This window comes from Agromyces selenitireducens, from assembly GCF_052748465.2.
Genome location: NZ_CM188259.1, coordinates 2,084,912 through 2,100,968 on the forward strand (window position 1 = coordinate 2,084,912; position 16,057 = coordinate 2,100,968).

Consider the following 16,057-nt stretch of genomic DNA (forward strand, 5'->3'; position numbering starts at 1 on the left):
GAACCCCCAGCGGACGCCATGCAGACTGGCGCACCATGGCCGTATGAGCCTCAACGTCGAGCATCACGAACCTCGGGTCCTGCCCTCCGAGAAGCCCCTGCGCCTCCTCGACAACGCCGGGCACGCGTTGCACGGCAAGGAGACCGGCGGCTTCGAGCTGCCGGCCGTCGAGACCCTCCTCGAGCTCTACCGCCGCATGGTGGTCGCACGCCGATTCGACGTGCAGGTCACCGCGCTCACCAAGCAGGGCCGCCTCGCGACGTATCCGTCGGCGTACGGCCAGGAGGCCTGCGAGATCGGCGTCGTCTCGGCGATCACGTCCGACGACTGGTTCTTCCCCACCTATCGCGACAGCATCGCGCTGCTCACGCGCGGCCTGGAGCCGGCCGACATCCTGCACTCGTTCCGCGGCGACTGGCACAACGGCTACGACCAGCGCGCCCACCGCACCGCCGCGCAGGCGACCCCGCTCGCCACGCAGGCGCTGCACGCGGTCGGCGTCGCGCACGCCGCACGACTGCGCCGCGACCCGATCGTGACCCTCACCTACCTCGGCGACGGCGCCACGAGCGAGGGCGACGCGCACGAGGCGTTCAACTTCGCCGCCGTGTGGCAGACGCCGACCGTGTTCCTCGTGCAGAACAACCAGTTCGCGATCAGCACCCCGCTGAACCGCCAGTCGCACGCGACCACGCTCGCCGACAAGGCCGTCGGCTACGGCATGCCCGGCTACCACGTCGACGGCAACGACGTCGCCGCGATGTACGCGGTCGCCACCGCGGCGGTCGAGCGCGCCCGCTCAGGCGGCGGCCCGACCCTCATCGAGGGCCTCACCTACCGCATCGAGTCGCACACGAACTCCGACGACCCGACGCGCTACCGGCAGAGCCGCGAGGTCGAGCACTGGAAGCGCCGCGACCCGATCGAGCGACTCGAGAAGTACCTCGTCTCCGAAGGCGCCCTCACCGACGCGGTCCGTGCCGAGATCGGCGAGGCCGCCGAGGCGCTCGCGGCCCGCACGCGCGACGCCATGAACGTGCAGCCGGAACTCGACCCGCTCGAGCTCTTCGACCACGTCTATGCGACGCCGCGCGCCGCCCTCGCCGAGCAGCGCTCCGCGCTCGAGGCCGAGCTCGCCGCCCACGCCCGGCACGCCGGAACGGAGGTGGCCGCCCGATGAGCGCGACCGCGACCGAACGCGCAGCGGATGCCGCGGCATCCGCCCCGCAGTCACTGACCATGGCGGCCGCGCTGAACGCGGCCCTGCGCGACGCGATGGAGGCCGACGAGAACGTCGTCGTCTATGGCGAGGACGTCGGGCCGCTCGGCGGCGTGTTCCGCGTCACCGACGGCCTGCAGGCGAAGTTCGGCGACGAGCGCGTCTGGGACTCCCCGCTCGCCGAGTCCGGCATCGTCGGCACCGCCGTCGGCATGGCCATGTACGGCATGCGCCCCGTCGTCGAGATGCAGTTCGACGCGTTCAGCTATCCCGCATTCGAGCAGATCGTCTCGCACGTGGCGAAGATGCGGAATCGCACGAAGGGCCGGCTCACGCTGCCGATGGTCATCCGGATCCCGTGCGCCGGCGCCATCGGCGGCGTCGAGCACCACTCCGACTCGTCCGAGGCGTACTGGGCGGCGACGCCCGGCCTCACGGTCGTCATGCCGTCCAACCCCGCCGATGCGTACTCGATGCTGCGCGAGGCCATCGAGAGCGACGACCCGGTCGTGTTCATGGAGCCGAAGAGCCGCTACTGGTCGAAGGCGAGCCTCGAACTTCCCGTGCGCACCGAACCGATGAACCGTGCGAAGGTCGTCCGCGAGGGTACGGATGTCACCCTGATCGGCTACGGCCCCACGGTGCGCACCGCACTCGACGCGGCATCCGCCGCCGAGGCCGAGGGACTCTCGGTCGAGGTGATCGACCTGCGGAGCCTCTCGCCGTTCGATGACGAGACCGTGAGCGCATCGGTTCGGAAGACCTCGCGTGCCGCGGTGATCCACGAGGCTGCACAGTTCGGCGGCTACGGCGCCGAGGTCGCCGCACGACTGACCGAGCGGAACTTCTTCCACCTCGCCGCGCCCATCCTCCGCATCACCGGCTACGACATCCCGTACCCGTCGCCCAAGCTCGAGGAGCACTACCTGCCGACGCCCGACCGCGTGCTCGACGCGATCGCCTCGTGGGAATGGGACCTCGCATGAGCGCGCACGAGTTCATCCTGCCCGACCTCGGCGAGGGCCTCACCGAGGCGGAAGTCGTCGCCTGGCTCGTGCAGCCCGGCGACGAGGTGACCGTCGACCAGCCGGTGGTCGAGCTCGAATCGGCCAAGTCGGTCGTGCAGCTTCCCACGCCCATCGCGGGCGTCGTCGAATCGCTCGGCGGTGAGGTCGGCCAGGTGCTGCATGCGGGCGAGGTCCTGCTGCGACTCGCGCCCGTGGGCGCCCCGGTCGAGGCGACGGATGCCTCGGGCGCCCCGGACACGGCCGCCGCTGCGGAGCCCGCCGAGGAGGCCGCCACGGCCGACGCGACCGGCCCGGTAGCCGCCGAGCCAGGCATCGCGGTGCCGACGGATGCCGTGGGCGAGGAGTCCGGCGCCGTGCTGATCGGCTACGGCACCCGCACCGCCGCGGCCTCCGCTCGTTCGTCCTCGGCGCCGTCGCGCTTCGGACGTCGACGGGGCGGAACCGCCGACGGGGATGCCGCTGGGTCGACTCCCGCTCCGCAGGCGGCGCCGCCCGAGCCGTCGACCTCCGACGCCGGCGACGGCACGCCCGACGAGCACCACGGCCTCCTCGAGCACGGTCGCCACTCCCCCGTGATCTCGCCCATCGTGCGTCGCCTCGCGCGCGAGCACGGGTTCGACGCGAGCGAGCTGCTCGGCTCCGGACCCGACGGCCTCGTAACCCGCGGCGACGTGGAGGCGTTCATCCGCGAGCTCGACGAGGCGCGCACGGCGCCCGCCGGTGCGCCTACGACGGCGACCCCCGCTTCGGCGTCGTCCGCGGAGCCGGCAGCCGGGACGCGCGACCGGCGGCGCGTGCCGCTCGACCGCATGCAGCGCGCCGCCGCGGCGCACTTCACGCGCTCCCGCCGTGAGATCCCCGAGGCGACCGTGTGGATGGACGTCGACGCGACCGAGCTCCTCGCCGCGAAGCGCCAACTCCAGGAGGCCACGGGCGAGCGGTTCGGCATGACCGCACTCGTCGCCCGCTTCGTGGTGGCCGGGCTCAAGCGGCATCCGTCGCTGAACGCCAGCTTCGACGCCGACCGGAACGAGCTCGTGCTGCACTCGGCCGTGAACCTCGGCCTCGCGGCGCAGACCCCGCGCGGGTTGCTCGTGCCGGTCGTGCACGGTGCCGAGCGGATGTCGCTGCGCGAACTCCGGGACGCCGTCCAGGGTCGCACGGAGCAGGCGGCGACGGGCGCGTTCCCGCCGGACGCGCTCTCGGGCGGCACGTTCACGCTCAACAACTACGGCACCCTCGGCGTGGACGGATCGGCCGCGATCATCAACCATCCCGAAGCCGCCATGCTCGGCATCGGCCGGCTCGTGCAGCGGCCGTGGGTGGTCGACGGCGAACTCGTCGTGCGGACCGTGACCGAGCTCACGATCTCGTTCGATCATCGCGTCTGCGACGGGGCGGAGGCCGCAGCCTTCCTGACGTTCGTCGCGGGCTGCATCGAGCGACCGGTCTCGCTGCTCGCCGACCTGTAGGACGATCGGACGGATCGAGGCGCACTCCCTGCGGAGTGCGCCTCGATCGTTTCCGGGCTCCCGCCGGTCTAGAAGAAGTCGTCAGGCGTGCCGGCCGCGCGCTCGACGTCGCGGGTGTCGACTCGGGCCGCGGCGAGCTTGGAGTGGGCGAGCCGGAGGCCGGACTCCATCTGGGCGGCCCAGGCGTCGGACTCGCGCGCGGTCGCCTCGGCGGCGCGAGCGCGCGCGTCGGCCGCGTCAGCCGCGCGCCGAGCGTCGGAGACCTGGCGGAGTGCGAGCGAGATTCCGTAGTACGCGGCGACCATCGTGGCGATCGGCGCGGCGACGATCGCGAGCGCGCTCACCCCCGAGGCGTCCGGCGCGAACGCCACGACGAGCGCGAACGCCAGGAACAGCGCGGCGATCGCCGCGAGCACGACGGTCATGAAGCGGAGGTCGCGGCTCCACTGGGCGCTGCGCTTCGGAGCGCCCGCCGCAGGCGGCGACGTGGCGTCGGCGGACGCGTGGACCTGGTCTGCTCCGAGCACGGCCGTATCGCCGTGACCGGAATCGAGGAGCCCGGATTCGGGCGGACGTGTTGTGGTGTCGCTCATCGGCGGTGCCCCTTGCGTTCGGATCGTCCCCTCATTGTCCTGCCGTGCTCGTGAGGCGGTCAAGGAAGCGCGCCGGACGTCCTGAGGCCCGCCGGGCGCGGATGTCGGTGGGTGCTGAGACGATCTCAGTATGGGAGTCGTGGAACTGAGGCAGGCGCGGCAGGTCGCCGTCGGCGACACGCTCGTCAGCGCGAGCGGGCGGTCGTACGAGGTCGTGAAGCTCGCGCGCATCGGCCGCGGCATGCGCGTCGACTACGTCGACCACGACGGCCGACGGGGGCGCTTCACTGCCGCACCGGACTCGATCCTGCGCGTGCGAGTCGCCGCGGTCGCGTAGCCCCGCGACCATGCCGTGACACGACGAAGGCCGGCGCTCAGCACCGGCCTTCGACCTTCAGATGGTGGATCTGAGGGGACTCGAACCCCTGACCCCCTGCATGCCATGCAGGTGCGCTACCAGCTGCGCCACAGACCCGTTCTGGATGCCGCCCCCTGCGGGGCAACGGATTCAGCGTACACCAGCCCCGCGCCCGAAATGAAATCGAGACGACCTCACGGTTGCGTGCCGGTGCCGCCTGCGGCGGAGCTTCCGTGACGCTCCAGAAGGGGCTCCACGGGGATCGCGGGGCAGTCTCGCCAGAGCCGCTCGAGCCCGTAGTAGAGCCGCTCCTCCTGGTGGAAGACGTGCACCACGAGGTCGCCGAAGTCGAGCAGCGCCCAACGGCCGCCGTCGCGCCCCTCGCGTCGCATCACGTCCTGCCCGGCATCGCGGACGGCGTCGACGACGGCGTCCGCGATCGCGACGACGTTCCGCTCGGAGTTGCCGCTCACGAGCAGGAACACGTCGGCGAACGGCAACGGCTCCGACACGTCCAGCGCGACCAGATCCTCGCCTCCCTTGGCATCGGCCGCGCGGGCAGCGACGGCGAGCAGGCGATGTGCGTGGTCGGATGCGGTCATGTACTCGACTTCCTCGTAGCGTTCTGCATGGGCGCCTAGAAGAGACCCGCGAGGGCTCCGACGACGAGCGTCGCCACGACGCCGAGCGCGAGCACGCCCGCGGTCACCGCGAGCACGAGGGGCACGTTCATGCCCTCCTTCGACGGGGGCGCCATCATCGCGCGGTTCTGGCCCTGCGTGCTGATCGCGCGCGTCGCGGCAACCGGGGCCACGCCGGCGCCAGCGACGTCTTCGACGCTGTCGAACATGCGGTCGACGTCGGCGGAGTCGATCTGGCTGGGGTGCACACCGGTCGCCCCGTAGCTCCTCGGCAGGTCGATCGAGCCGGTCACCATGATCTCGCCGCTCGGGGCGAGCGGGGTGCCGAGCGCGCCGTGGTCGGGCAGGCTCGGCAGGATGAGCGCGTTGGTCGTGGTCGGTACGCCGCGCGGGGACCCGCCGCGCGACAGCAGCTGGTCGTACGGCTCCTCCCGGTCGTCGGGCAGGTTGAGCTGCGAGGTCCAGTGACCGACGGGCTTCGGCGCGGCGACAGGCTCGTCGAGCCCGGCATCCACCGTCGTATGGGGTGCAGCGGCACGACTGGGCACCTGCTGGTGCGGCGGACGTTGCGGCTGCGGGTACGCCTCACGGCGTTCGTCGGGACGCTGCGACGGACCGCCCGGCGCTCGCTGCGGAGCGGGACCGCGGGCGGGGGCCGGCCGCGAGGCCTCGACGAACTCGTCCTCGGCCTCGAAGCCCTCGGCCGTATGGGCATCGAGCATCGCCCGGAGTTCGCGTCGCGTGAGCGTCCGCTCGGGGGTGTCGAGCTGCGAGGGCGCCGGCTGCGGCGCTGCCGTGCGGACGCCCGGCTGTGGAGGCTGCGACGACGGAGTCCGCCCGGCAGGTGCGGGGATCGGACCGGATGTGGTCGCGGCGCGCTGCGGCCCCTGCGGCGGGAGCGGACCGGACGAGGTCGCCCCGCGGTCGTCGGCGCCTTGCTGGGGCCGTTGCGCGGGCGGGAGGTTCTGGTAGTGCTGCGGGGGCGCGCCCTGCGATCGGGGCGGCGTGCTCCCCCACCCCTGCGGCGGCCGTTGCTGCGGCGCCTGGCGAGGGTCCACCGGACGTCGGTCGGCGGGCGGCTGCCCCTGAGCGCCACCGCCGGGGCCGCCGCGTGTCGGCGCGGGACCGTAGCCGGCGCCCTGCGGCGCGCCCGAGGTCGCGGGCTGGGGCACGCGCGGCTGCTGGGGGTAGGGCTGCGGGGCGTGCGACGGGGCGGGAGGCGAGGCATCCGTCGACTGCGCCGCGGCGGCCTCGGCACGCTGCTGCTCGAGCAGGCGCTCGCGTTCGCGGATCTCGCGCCGCGTGAGCGGCGGTTCCTGCGACGACGTCATTCGACACTCCGGTAGAGGTGGTGCTTGGAGATGTACTGGACGACCCCGTCAGGCACCAGATACCACACCGGGAAACCCCGGCGCGTCCGATCCCGGCAGTCCGTCGACGAGATCGCCAGCGCCGGTACTTCCAGCAAGCTTACGTCCTGCTCAGGCAATCCCGAAACGGACAGCACGTGTCCCGGACGACTCACAGCCACGAAGTGAGCGAGCGACCAGAGCTCCTCGATGTCCTTCCACGAGAGGATCTGGGCGATCGCGTCGGCCCCCGAGATGAAGAACAGGTCGGCGTCGGGGCGCTCGGCACGGAGGTCGCGGAGCGTGTCGATCGTGTACGTCGGCTTCTGCCGGTCGATGTCGACCCGGCTGACCGTGAACCGCGGGTTCGACGCGGTCGCGATGACGGTCATGAGGTACCGGTGCTCTGCCGGTGTCACCACTTCTTTGTAATACGGCCGCCCTGTGGGGACGAACACGACCTCGTCGAGGTCGAACGACTGCGCGACCTCGCTCGCCGCCACGAGGTGGCCGTGGTGGATGGGGTCGAACGTGCCGCCCATCACGCCGATGCGTGGTCGGCGCACCTCGGTGGCCATGGCCGAACCGGCGGCCTCAGTGACCGCCGTGCTCGGCTCCCGAGTGACGCGCAGCGTAGGCCGCGGCCTTGGCGCGGTGACGGTTGGCCACGTCGCGGTACGAGTAGGTGACGGCGCCGAGCGCGAAGAAGATCACGAGCGTGATGATCCCGTAGACGATGGCGTTGAACGGGAGTTCCCGCGCGAACTCGGTCTCGGTGAACACCGTGCTCGTCAGCACTGCCGTCGCAAGGCTCATCGCCGCTCCTCCAGGTCTCTCGGATGTCGCTCCGGACAGTCTAGCGGTCCGGACGGATGCGGCCGACGCGGGGTCGGCCCCGGCGCGTCAGGCGCGCACGTGCCCCGCACCGCGCACGATCCACTTCGTGCTCGTGAGCTCGGGCAGGCCCATGGGCCCGCGCGCATGCAGCTTCTGCGTCGAGATGCCGACCTCGGCGCCGAAACCGAACTCGGCGCCGTCGGTGAAGCGAGTCGACGCGTTGACCATGACGGCGGCCGCATCGACCTCGTCGAGGAAGCGCTCGGCGTTTCCGAGGTCGTTCGTGATGATCGACTCGGTGTGCTTCGTCGAGTACCGGCGGATGTGCGCGAGGGCGTCGTCGAGCGAGTCGACGATGCCGACGGACAGGTCGAGGCTCATGTGCTCGGTCGCCCAGTCCTCGTCGGTGGTCGGCACGGCCGACGGATGCAGCGCCCGGACGCGCTCGTCGCCGTGCACCGTCACCCCGGATGCCTCGAGCCGCTCGAGCACGGGCGGCAGCAGGCGCTCCGCGGCATCCGCGTGCACCAGCAGGGTCTCGAGCGCGTTGCACACGCTCGGCCGCTGCACCTTGGCGTTGTGGACGAGGTCGACCGACCAGTCCTCGCGCGCGCTCTGGTCGAGGAACATGTGCACGACCCCGGCGCCGGTCTCGATGACGGGCACGGTCGCCTCGTCGACGACGGCGCGGATGAGGGCCGCGCTTCCGCGCGGGATGAGCACGTCGACGTGGTCGCGCGCGCGCATGAGGTGCCGCGCGCCCTCGCGGCCGAAGTCGTCGACGGTCTGCACGGCGTCGCCGGGGAGGCCGACGCTCGCGATGGCCTCGCGGAGCACGTCGACGAGCACCGCGTTGGTGCGCTCGGCGGCGGAACCGCCGCGCAGCGCGACCGCATTGCCGCTCTTCAGCGCGAGTGCGGCGATGTCGACCGTCACGTTGGGGCGGGCCTCGTAGATCGCGCCGACGACGCCGAGCGGGACGCGCACCTGTTCGATCCGCACGCCGTTCGGCAGCGTGCGTCCGCTGACGGTCTCGCCGACGGGGTCGGTGAGGGCCACGACGTCGAGCACGGCGTCGGCGATCGCCCCGATGCGGCGTTCGTCGAGCGTGAGGCGGTCGAGCAGTCCGGTGCCGAGCCCGGACGTGCGGCCCGCCTCGAGGTCGGCGGCGTTCGCGGCGACGATCTCGCCGACGCGCGCGCGGAGCCGGTCGGCGATCGCCTGCAGCGCGGCGTCCTTCTCGGCGGTCGTCGCACGCGCGAGCCGGCGCGACGCCTCCTTCGCGGCGGCGAGGCGCTCGTCGAGCACGGTCGCGAGGTGCGTCTCGAGGTCGATGGCGGGATCGGTGCGGACGTCGGTCATGCTGCCAGCCTAGTTCGCACGCGAGCGCTCCGGGCTGCGTGTGACGTCAGCGGGCGGCGGGCTCGAACCAGGTTCCGATGGGCGACCCGGTGAGTGCCTCGGCGACCAGCGACGTCGCCGTGACGAGCACCCCGGTGCCGGATGCCGCGGCGATCCGCGCGGCGGACACCTTGGTCTCCGCTCCCCCGGTGCCGACGCCGGCGCGGCCGATCGAGCCGATTTCGACGCCTGCGAGCTCGTCGCCGAGCGGCACGTGCGGGATGCGGTCGGCACCCTCGAGGTGCGGCGGCCTGGTGTAGAGCGCGTCGACGTCGGAGAGCAGCACGAGCAGGTCGGCGCCGATGAGCTCGGCGACCATCGCCGCGAGCCGGTCATTGTCGCCGAATCGGATCTCGTGGGTGGCGACGGTGTCGTTCTCGTTCACGATCGGCATGATCCTCAGCCCGAGCAGCCGTTCCATCGCACGCTGCGCGTTGAGGCGGTGCGTGTCGTTCTCGAGGTCGCCCGCGGTGAGCAGCACCTGGCCGGCGACGATGCCGTAGCGGCGCAGGGACTCCTGGTAGCGGTAGATGAGGATGTTCTGGCCGACGGATGCCGCGGCCTGCTGCGTCGCGAGGTCGTCGGGTCGGGCGTCGAGCCGCAGGTACGGCATGCCCGTCGCGATCGCCCCCGACGAGACCAGCACGACCTCGGCGCCGCGCTCGTGCGCCGCGGCCAGCGCGTCCACGAGCGGTGCGATCTGCCCGACGTTCACGCCCGAGATCGAGGACGAGCCGACCTTCACCACGATGCGACGCGCGTCCGCCACGCGTTCGCGCGTCAGGGGCGTCGTCGTCATCCGCGTTCCTCGTGGTCGGCGGCGTCGGCGGCCTCGTCACCCGCCCAGAGTCCGGCCGCGCGCTCGCGCTCGAGCTCGGCTCGCGCCTCCGCCTTCGCGTCCATGCGCTCGTGGTACTCGCCGCGCCGCTCGGCGCGCGTCGCGCGACGGTTCTCGTCGAGGCGGACGTCGCTCCCGCGGGGCGACGTGATGAGCTCCGCCGTCGAGGTGAGCGTGGGCTCCCAGTCGAACACGACGCCGGCGCCGGGTCCGATGACCACGGTCGAGCCGGCCACGGCGCCCGCGCGGACGAGCTCGTCCTCCACGCCGAGGCGGGCGAGCCGGTCGGCGAGGTAGCCGACGGCCTCGTCGTTCGTGAAGTCGGTCTGCGCGACCCAGCGCTCCGGCTTCGCGCCGAGCACGCGGTAGATCGTGCCGTAGCTGCCGCCCTCGGGCTTCACCACGAATCCGGCATCGTGCACGGGCTTCGGGCGCAGCACGATCCGCGGCGCGGCGGGCGCGTGCGCGGCATCCGCTCGGGCTCGGTCGACGACCTCGCCGAGTGCGAAGCCGAGCTGCCGGAGCCCCTCGTGGCTCACCGTGGAGATCTCGAACACGCGGTAGCCGCGCGACTCGAGTTCGGGGCGCACGAACTCGGCGAGCTCGCGCGCCTCGGGGACGTCGACCTTGTTCAGCGCGACGAGCTGCGGACGATCGAGCAGCGGCACCTGGCCCTCGGGCACGCGGTACGCCTCGAGCTCGCGCAGGATGACCTCGAGGTCGGAGATCGGGTCGCGGCCCGGCTCGAGCGTGGCGCAGTCGAGCACGTGCAGCAGCGCGGAGCACCGCTCGACGTGCCGGAGGAACTCGAGCCCCAGGCCCTTGCCCTCGCTCGCGCCCTCGATCAGGCCCGGGACGTCGGCGACCGTGAATCGGTGGTCACCGGCCTGCACGACCCCGAGGTTCGGGTGCAGGGTCGTGAACGGGTAGTCGGCGATCTTCGGGCGCGCCGCGGACATCGCCGCGATGAGGCTCGACTTGCCGGCGGACGGGAAGCCCACGAGCGCGACGTCCGCGATCGTCTTCAGCTCGAGCGTGACCTCGCCCTCGAATCCGGGCGTGCCCAGCAGGGCGAAGCCGGGGGCCTTGCGCTTCTGCGAGGAGAGCGCGGCGTTGCCGAGGCCGCCCTGGCCGCCGGGCGCGACCACGAAGCGCATGCCCGGTTCGGTGAGGTCGGCGAGCTCGGTGCCGTCGTCGTCCTTCACGAAGGTGCCGACGGGCACGGGGAGCTCGAGCGGCTCGCCGGTCGCCCCGGAGCGGTTGTCGCCCATGCCGGGCTGGCCGTTCTCGGACGAGCGGTGCGGCCGCCCGTGGTACGCGAGGAGGGTGGTCACCTGGGGGTCGGCGACGAGCACGATGTCGCCGCCGTCGCCGCCGTTCCCGCCGTCGGGGCCGGCGAGCGGCTTGAACTTCTCCCGGCGCACCGACACGCAGCCGTTGCCGCCGTGTCCGGCGCGCAGGAACAGGCGCACCTGGTCGACGAAGCTCACCATCGCCTCATCACTCCCTCTCGAAAAACACGTGAGGGCGAGCCGAAGCCCGCCCTCACGAAACCGGTCGTCGCTACGCGTCGACCGCGACGATGTTCACGACCTTGCGGCCGCCCTTGGCGCCGAACTCGACGGCGCCGGCCTCGAGGGCGAACAGCGTGTCGTCGCCGCCACGACCCACACCCGCACCGGGGTGGAAGTGCGTGCCGCGCTGGCGGACGAGGATCTCGCCGGCCTTGACGACCTGACCACCGAAGCGCTTCACGCCGAGGCGCTGCGCGTTCGAGTCACGACCGTTGCGAGTGGAGCTCGCACCCTTCTTGTGTGCCATTGTCCCTGTCTCCTCTGGCCGTTACTTGATGCCGGTGATCTTGACGCGCGTGAGCTCCTGACGGTGGCCCTGGCGCTTCTTGTAGCCGGTCTTGTTCTTGAACTTCTGGATCACGATCTTCGGGCCGCGAAGGTCGTTCAGGACCTCGGCCGTGACCGTGACCTTGGCGAGCGACTTCGCGTCGGAGGTGATCTTGTCGCCGTCGACGAGGAGGACGGGCGTGAGCTGCACGTTGCCGTCCTTGTCGGCCTTGATGCGGTCCATCGTCACGATGGTGCCGACCTCGACCTTCTCCTGCCGACCACCGGCGCGCACTACTGCGTAAACCACTTCTCGTACCTATCTCCAGGGAGCCTTGCGACTCCTACGAATTTGATGGGATGTCACTGCGCGGATGACCCCAGCGGGAAGGAGGGTCGTCACTGCCAGAAAACTGTGCGTGCCCACCGGGATAAGCGGCGGCACCAACGGTCGAGTTTACACGGATGCCGCAGGGGCGGTCAAACGCGCGGCGACCGCGTGTCCCATCGGCCACGAGCGGATGGCCCGCCGCCCCGGCGTACACTCGGCGCATGGCCGTGCTCATCGATCCGCCGCTCTGGCCGAAGCACGGCACCGTGTGGTCGCACCTCGTGAGCGACGCCTCGATCGAGGAGCTCATCGCGTTCGCCGAACGCAACGGCATCCCCGCGCGCGGCTTCGACCTCGACCACTACGACGTGCCCGTAGAACGCTACGACGAGCTCGTCGCGGCGGGCGCCGAGCCCGTGCCCGCGCGGGAGCTCGTCCGGCGGCTCCGCGCCAGCGGGCTCCGGGTCACCCCGCGCGAGCGACGCGGCTCACTCGGACGCTGAGTCGCCCTCGCCGCTCTCGGGGCGCGTGATCACCGGCGGAGCGCCCGCGGGGCTCAGGGCCGCCGTGGTCACCCGACGGCTCTTCGAGCGGGTGCGACCCTCGCCGGGCTGCTTGGGCGCGGGCAGCGCGTCGAGCATCGAGTCGAGGAGCACCTCGGCCTCCGGCACGCGCGCCGGACGTTCGCGCCGCACGGGCGCCTCCGGCAGCTCGATGAGCGGTGCGGAGCGGTCGTCGGAGGTCTCGGCCGCGGGCGTGGAACCGGCGGCGGCTTCGCCAGGCGTCTCGGTGGCGGCGACCGCCTCGGCGGCCTCGGCGGCCTCGTTCCGCTCGCCGCTCGCTCCGCCCGTTCCGCGCGACGCGCGCCGGCGTCCGCGACGGCGCCCCGTGGGTGCCTCCGCGGCTGCCTCAGCCTCGGGCGCAGCGCCCGACCCGGCGGCCGGCTCGCCGGTCGGAGCCGCGGCTGCGACATCCGTCAGCGGCGCCTTGTGCTCGGCGTGCGCGACCGTCGATGCGGCGATCTGCGCGAGCGCGTGCTTGACGTCCTCGGTGATCGCGTGGGTGCCGGCATGCGCCTTGTCGGCGGCCGGCGGCTGCGACGAACCGCCGCCGTTGCCGCCACCGCCGCCACCTCCGCGGTTGCGTCGACGCTCGACCTGCTGCTGCGGTGCGCGGTGCTTGGCGATGGGCTCGTGGTGCACGATGATGCCCCGCCCCGCGCACACCTCGCACGCCTCGGAGAAGGACTCCAGCAGGCCGAGGCCGAGCTTCTTGCGCGTCATCTGCACGAGCCCGAGCGAGGTGACCTCGGCGACCTGGTGCTTGGTGCGGTCGCGCGAGAGGCACTCGACGAGTCGGCGCAGCACGAGGTCGCGGTTCGACTCGAGCACCATGTCGATGAAGTCGACCACGATGATGCCGCCGATGTCGCGCAGGCGCAGCTGGCGGACGATCTCCTCGGCCGCTTCGAGGTTGTTCTTCGTCACCGTCTCTTCGAGGTTGCCGCCGGAGCCGACGAACTTGCCGGTGTTGACGTCGATGACCGTCATCGCCTCGGTGCGGTCGATGATGAGCGAACCGCCCGACGGGAGCCACACCTTGCGCTCGAGCGCCTTCTCGATCTGCTCGGTGATGCGGAACTCGTCGAATGCGTCGCGCTCGCCCTCGTACGCCTCGACGCGCTCGAGCAGGTCGGGCGCGACCTGGCCGAGGTACTTCTCGATCGTGCGGCGTGCGTCGTCGCCGGCGATGATCATCTTCTGGAAGTCCTCGTTGAAGACGTCGCGGACGATCTTGATGAGCAGGTCGGGCTCGGAGTGCAGCAGGGCCGGGGCCTGGACCTTCTCGATGGTCTGCGAGATGTCCTGCCACTGGTTGACGAGCCGGTTGACGTCGCGCGTGAGCTGCTCCTCGGTGGCGCCCTCGGCGGCGGTGCGCACGATGACGCCCTGGTTCTCGGGCAGCACCTCCTTGAGGATCTTCTTCAGGCGCGCCCGCTCGGTGTCGGGGAGCTTGCGGCTGATGCCGTTCATCGAGCCGTTCGGCACGTACACGAGGTAGCGGCCCGGCAGCGAGACCTGGCTCGTGAGGCGCGCGCCCTTGTGTCCGATCGGGTCCTTGGTGACCTGGACGAGCACGCGGTCGCCCGGCTTCAACGCGAGCTCGATGCGACGCGGCTGGTTCTTCTCGCCGTTCTCGGCGGCGGCGTCCCAGTCGACCTCGCCCGAGTACAGCACGGCGTTGCGGCCGCGGCCGATGTCGACGAACGCGGCCTCCATGCTCGGCAGCACGTTCTGCACGCGGCCGAGGTAGACGTTGCCGATGAGCGACGCGTCCTGGTTGCGGGCGACGTAGTGCTCGACGAGCACGCCGTCCTCCATGACGCCGATCTGGATGCGGCCGCCCTTCTGCCGGACGACCATCCGACGGTCGACCGACTCGCGGCGCGCCAGGAACTCGGCCTCGGTGATCACGGCGCGTCGGCGGCCGGCGTCGCGGCCGTCGCGGCGGCGCTGCTTCTTCGCCTCGAGACGCGTGGAGCCCTTGACCTTCTGCGGCTCGGTGATGAGCTCGGGCTCGCGGGGCTTTCGGACCTTGACGACGGTGTTCGCCGGCTCGTCGCCGGCGTTGCGCGACTCCTCGCCGCTGCGGCGGCGCGACCGGCGGCGCACGCTCGACCCCTCGCCCGAGGCCTCGCGGTCACGGTCACGGTCGCCTCGATCGCCTCGATCGCCTCGATCGCCTCGGTCGCCTCGGTCGGCGACCGGCGGCTCGAACACCGGCGGCGCGTGGAAGATGAGCGACGTCGTCGTGAGCTCCGCGGGGATCGGCGACTCGGGCGTCGCGGGAGTCTCCTCGGCAGCTTCGGGCGCGACGGATGCCTCGAGGCCGGCCTGCTCGCCCTCGGCCTCGGCCTCGCCGTCGTCCTCGGCGGTGCGATCCGTCGGGACCTGCCCACCCGTGGGCGCCACCTCGGACTGCTCCCCCGGAGCGGACTCGGGGGTCTCCGCGACGGCGGGAGTCTCGGCGGGCGCGGCGGGCTCCGGAGTCGCCGTGGGCTCCTCCGAGCCTGCGTGAGCGTCGTCCACGGCCTCGGCCGCGGCATCCGTCACGTCGTGCTCGCCGCGTGGCACGACCTGCGTCGCGCGCCGGCCCGTGCGGCGGGCGCCGAACAGCCCCACCTTGCGCCGGCTCGGCTCGTCCGATGATGCGTCCGTCGGTGTTCCGTTGTTGTCTTCCACCATCTCTGGTGCACTCCTACGCCGGGGGCGGTGGCCGCGCCACCTCACCCCGTACTCCTCGGAGCGGCCCAGCGCCGTGCGCCGGACCGCCAATCCTTCTCTGCTGCGCCCGGCGGGTGCCGGTGACGCCAAATCTCGCGGTTCGTCCGCGGATGCGGATGCGGTGCATCCCCAAAGCCCTCGTTGGCGTCGCACCGAGCGCGGCCCGGGCGACTGCAACGATTATCGCACGGTCTCCCAGCGCCGCGCGGAATCGCCGTGCCAGAATACCGGGCATGCCCGACACCCCCCGCCCGGCGCGACCCGTCGCGCTCGCCGTGTTCCTCGTGATCGCCGGGGCGCTCGGGCTTCTCGCCGCCTTCGAGCTGACGCTCGAGAAGATCCTGACGCTCTCGAATCCCGGGTACGTCCCGGGCTGCAACGTCGGCGTCCTCGTGGGCTGCAGCGTCAACCTCGGATCGGACCAGGGGTCGGTCTTCGGCTTCCCCAACCCGCTCATCGGGCTCATGGCCTGGCCGGTCGTCGTCACGACCGGCATGGCGCTGCTCGCCGGCGCACGGTTCGCGCGCTGGTACTGGATCGGGCTCAACGTCGGCGTGACCGGCGCGCTCGCGTTCGTGATCTGGCTGATCGCCCAGAGCATCTACGTGCTCGACGTGCTCTGCCCGTGGTGCATGCTCACCTGGGCGGTCACGATCCCCGTGTTCTTGGTGGTCACGCTCCGGAACCTGCGCGAGGGCGCCATCCCGGCATCCGAGGGCATGCGGCGCGTCGCCGGCACGCTCATGGGATGGGTGGCCGTCATCACCATCGCGTGCTACGCCGTCGTGGTCCTGCTCGCGCAGGCGCAGATGAACGCGATACCTCGCGTGCTCATCGACCTGCAGAACCTGTTCTGATCCGCAGA

17 protein-coding genes and 1 tRNA gene are annotated in these 16,057 nt (G+C 72.0%); 6 read left to right on the forward strand and 12 right to left on the reverse strand.

Translation table 11 applies throughout. The annotated features are described in order from the left end of the window. Positions 1-43: 43 nt before the first annotated feature. The 3 genes from pdhA to ACULK4_RS09710 are packed head-to-tail and all read left to right on the forward strand — an operon-like array spanning position 44 to position 3,719. Complete coding sequence (gene pdhA, locus ACULK4_RS09700) at positions 44-1,180, forward strand: pyruvate dehydrogenase (acetyl-transferring) E1 component subunit alpha (protein ID WP_445964222.1); 1,137 nt, start codon at positions 44-46, stop codon at positions 1,178-1,180. After that, positions 1,177-2,205 (forward strand): alpha-ketoacid dehydrogenase subunit beta, encoded by a 1,029-nt coding sequence (locus ACULK4_RS09705; protein WP_445964223.1) that lies wholly within the window; start codon positions 1,177-1,179, stop codon positions 2,203-2,205. The genes pdhA and ACULK4_RS09705 overlap by 4 nt, the downstream gene beginning before the upstream one ends. After that, complete coding sequence (locus ACULK4_RS09710) at positions 2,202-3,719, forward strand: dihydrolipoamide acetyltransferase family protein (protein WP_445964224.1); 1,518 nt, start codon at positions 2,202-2,204, stop codon at positions 3,717-3,719. Before ACULK4_RS09705 ends, ACULK4_RS09710 begins: the two co-directional genes overlap by 4 nt. Positions 3,720-3,787: 68 nt before the next feature. Here ACULK4_RS09710 and ACULK4_RS09715 read toward each other — a convergent pair whose 3' ends face one another. Continuing rightward, positions 3,788-4,312: a hypothetical protein gene (locus ACULK4_RS09715; protein WP_445964225.1), complete on the reverse strand. Its 525-nt coding sequence runs from the start codon at positions 4,310-4,312 to the stop codon at positions 3,788-3,790. A 130-nt stretch (positions 4,313-4,442) separates the two neighbouring features. On the opposite strand from ACULK4_RS09715, the gene ACULK4_RS09720 reads away from it, so the two are divergent. After that, on the forward strand, positions 4,443-4,649 hold the full coding sequence (locus ACULK4_RS09720; protein WP_445964226.1) for a hypothetical protein: 207 nt from the start codon (positions 4,443-4,445) through the stop codon (positions 4,647-4,649). A 62-nt stretch (positions 4,650-4,711) separates the two neighbouring features. Here ACULK4_RS09720 and ACULK4_RS09725 read toward each other — a convergent pair. From ACULK4_RS09725 to rplU, 10 genes are all read right to left on the reverse strand, one after another. Then, positions 4,712-4,787 (reverse strand) — tRNA-Ala (locus ACULK4_RS09725). A gap of 77 nt (positions 4,788-4,864) precedes the next feature. Beyond that, the gene (gene rsfS / locus ACULK4_RS09730) at positions 4,865-5,272 is read right to left on the reverse strand and encodes a ribosome silencing factor (RefSeq protein ID WP_445964227.1); all 408 of its coding nucleotides are present in this window, start codon (positions 5,270-5,272) and stop codon (positions 4,865-4,867) included. A 35-nt stretch (positions 5,273-5,307) separates the two neighbouring features. Then, the gene (locus ACULK4_RS09735; RefSeq protein WP_445964228.1) at positions 5,308-6,642 is read right to left on the reverse strand and encodes a hypothetical protein; all 1,335 of its coding nucleotides are present in this window, start codon (positions 6,640-6,642) and stop codon (positions 5,308-5,310) included. Then, the gene (gene nadD, locus ACULK4_RS09740; RefSeq protein ID WP_445964229.1) at positions 6,639-7,238 is read right to left on the reverse strand and encodes a nicotinate-nucleotide adenylyltransferase; all 600 of its coding nucleotides are present in this window, start codon (positions 7,236-7,238) and stop codon (positions 6,639-6,641) included. Before nadD ends, ACULK4_RS09735 begins: the two co-directional genes overlap by 4 nt. 16 nt (positions 7,239-7,254) lie before the next feature. Beyond that, positions 7,255-7,476 (reverse strand): hypothetical protein, encoded by a 222-nt coding sequence (locus ACULK4_RS09745; RefSeq protein WP_445964230.1) that lies wholly within the window; start codon positions 7,474-7,476, stop codon positions 7,255-7,257. An 87-nt stretch (positions 7,477-7,563) separates the two neighbouring features. Continuing rightward, complete coding sequence (locus ACULK4_RS09750) at positions 7,564-8,859, reverse strand: glutamate-5-semialdehyde dehydrogenase (protein ID WP_445964231.1); 1,296 nt, start codon at positions 8,857-8,859, stop codon at positions 7,564-7,566. Positions 8,860-8,905: 46 nt separating this feature from the next. Next, on the reverse strand, positions 8,906-9,697 hold the full coding sequence (proB, locus tag ACULK4_RS09755; RefSeq protein ID WP_445964232.1) for a glutamate 5-kinase: 792 nt from the start codon (positions 9,695-9,697) through the stop codon (positions 8,906-8,908). Continuing rightward, a complete protein-coding gene (gene obgE, locus ACULK4_RS09760) occupies positions 9,694-11,229 on the reverse strand; it encodes a GTPase ObgE (protein ID WP_445964233.1) in 1,536 nt (511 codons plus the stop codon). Before obgE ends, proB begins: the two co-directional genes overlap by 4 nt. A 70-nt stretch (positions 11,230-11,299) precedes the next feature. After that, positions 11,300-11,557 carry a 50S ribosomal protein L27 gene (gene rpmA, locus ACULK4_RS09765; protein ID WP_445964234.1) on the reverse strand — a complete coding sequence of 86 codons (258 nt, stop codon included), beginning with the start codon at positions 11,555-11,557 and terminating at the stop codon, positions 11,300-11,302. A 21-nt stretch (positions 11,558-11,578) separates the two neighbouring features. Continuing rightward, positions 11,579-11,887, reverse strand: coding sequence for a 50S ribosomal protein L21 (rplU, locus tag ACULK4_RS09770; protein WP_129234758.1), 309 nt, complete (start codon positions 11,885-11,887; stop codon positions 11,579-11,581). 242 nt (positions 11,888-12,129) lie between these two features. On the opposite strand from rplU, the gene ACULK4_RS09775 reads away from it, so the two are divergent. Beyond that, positions 12,130-12,411, forward strand: coding sequence for a DUF4031 domain-containing protein (locus ACULK4_RS09775; protein WP_445964235.1), 282 nt, complete (start codon positions 12,130-12,132; stop codon positions 12,409-12,411). Here the strand turns inward: ACULK4_RS09775 and ACULK4_RS09780 are convergent. Next, positions 12,397-15,153, reverse strand: coding sequence for an Rne/Rng family ribonuclease (locus ACULK4_RS09780; protein ID WP_445964236.1), 2,757 nt, complete (start codon positions 15,151-15,153; stop codon positions 12,397-12,399). The two genes, ACULK4_RS09775 and ACULK4_RS09780, sit on opposite strands and share 15 nt — an antisense overlap. A gap of 272 nt (positions 15,154-15,425) precedes the next feature. Between ACULK4_RS09780 and ACULK4_RS09785 the strand changes: the two genes are divergently transcribed. Further along, on the forward strand, positions 15,426-16,049 hold the full coding sequence (locus tag ACULK4_RS09785) for a vitamin K epoxide reductase family protein (RefSeq protein WP_445964237.1): 624 nt from the start codon (positions 15,426-15,428) through the stop codon (positions 16,047-16,049). Positions 16,050-16,057 lie beyond the last annotated feature (8 nt).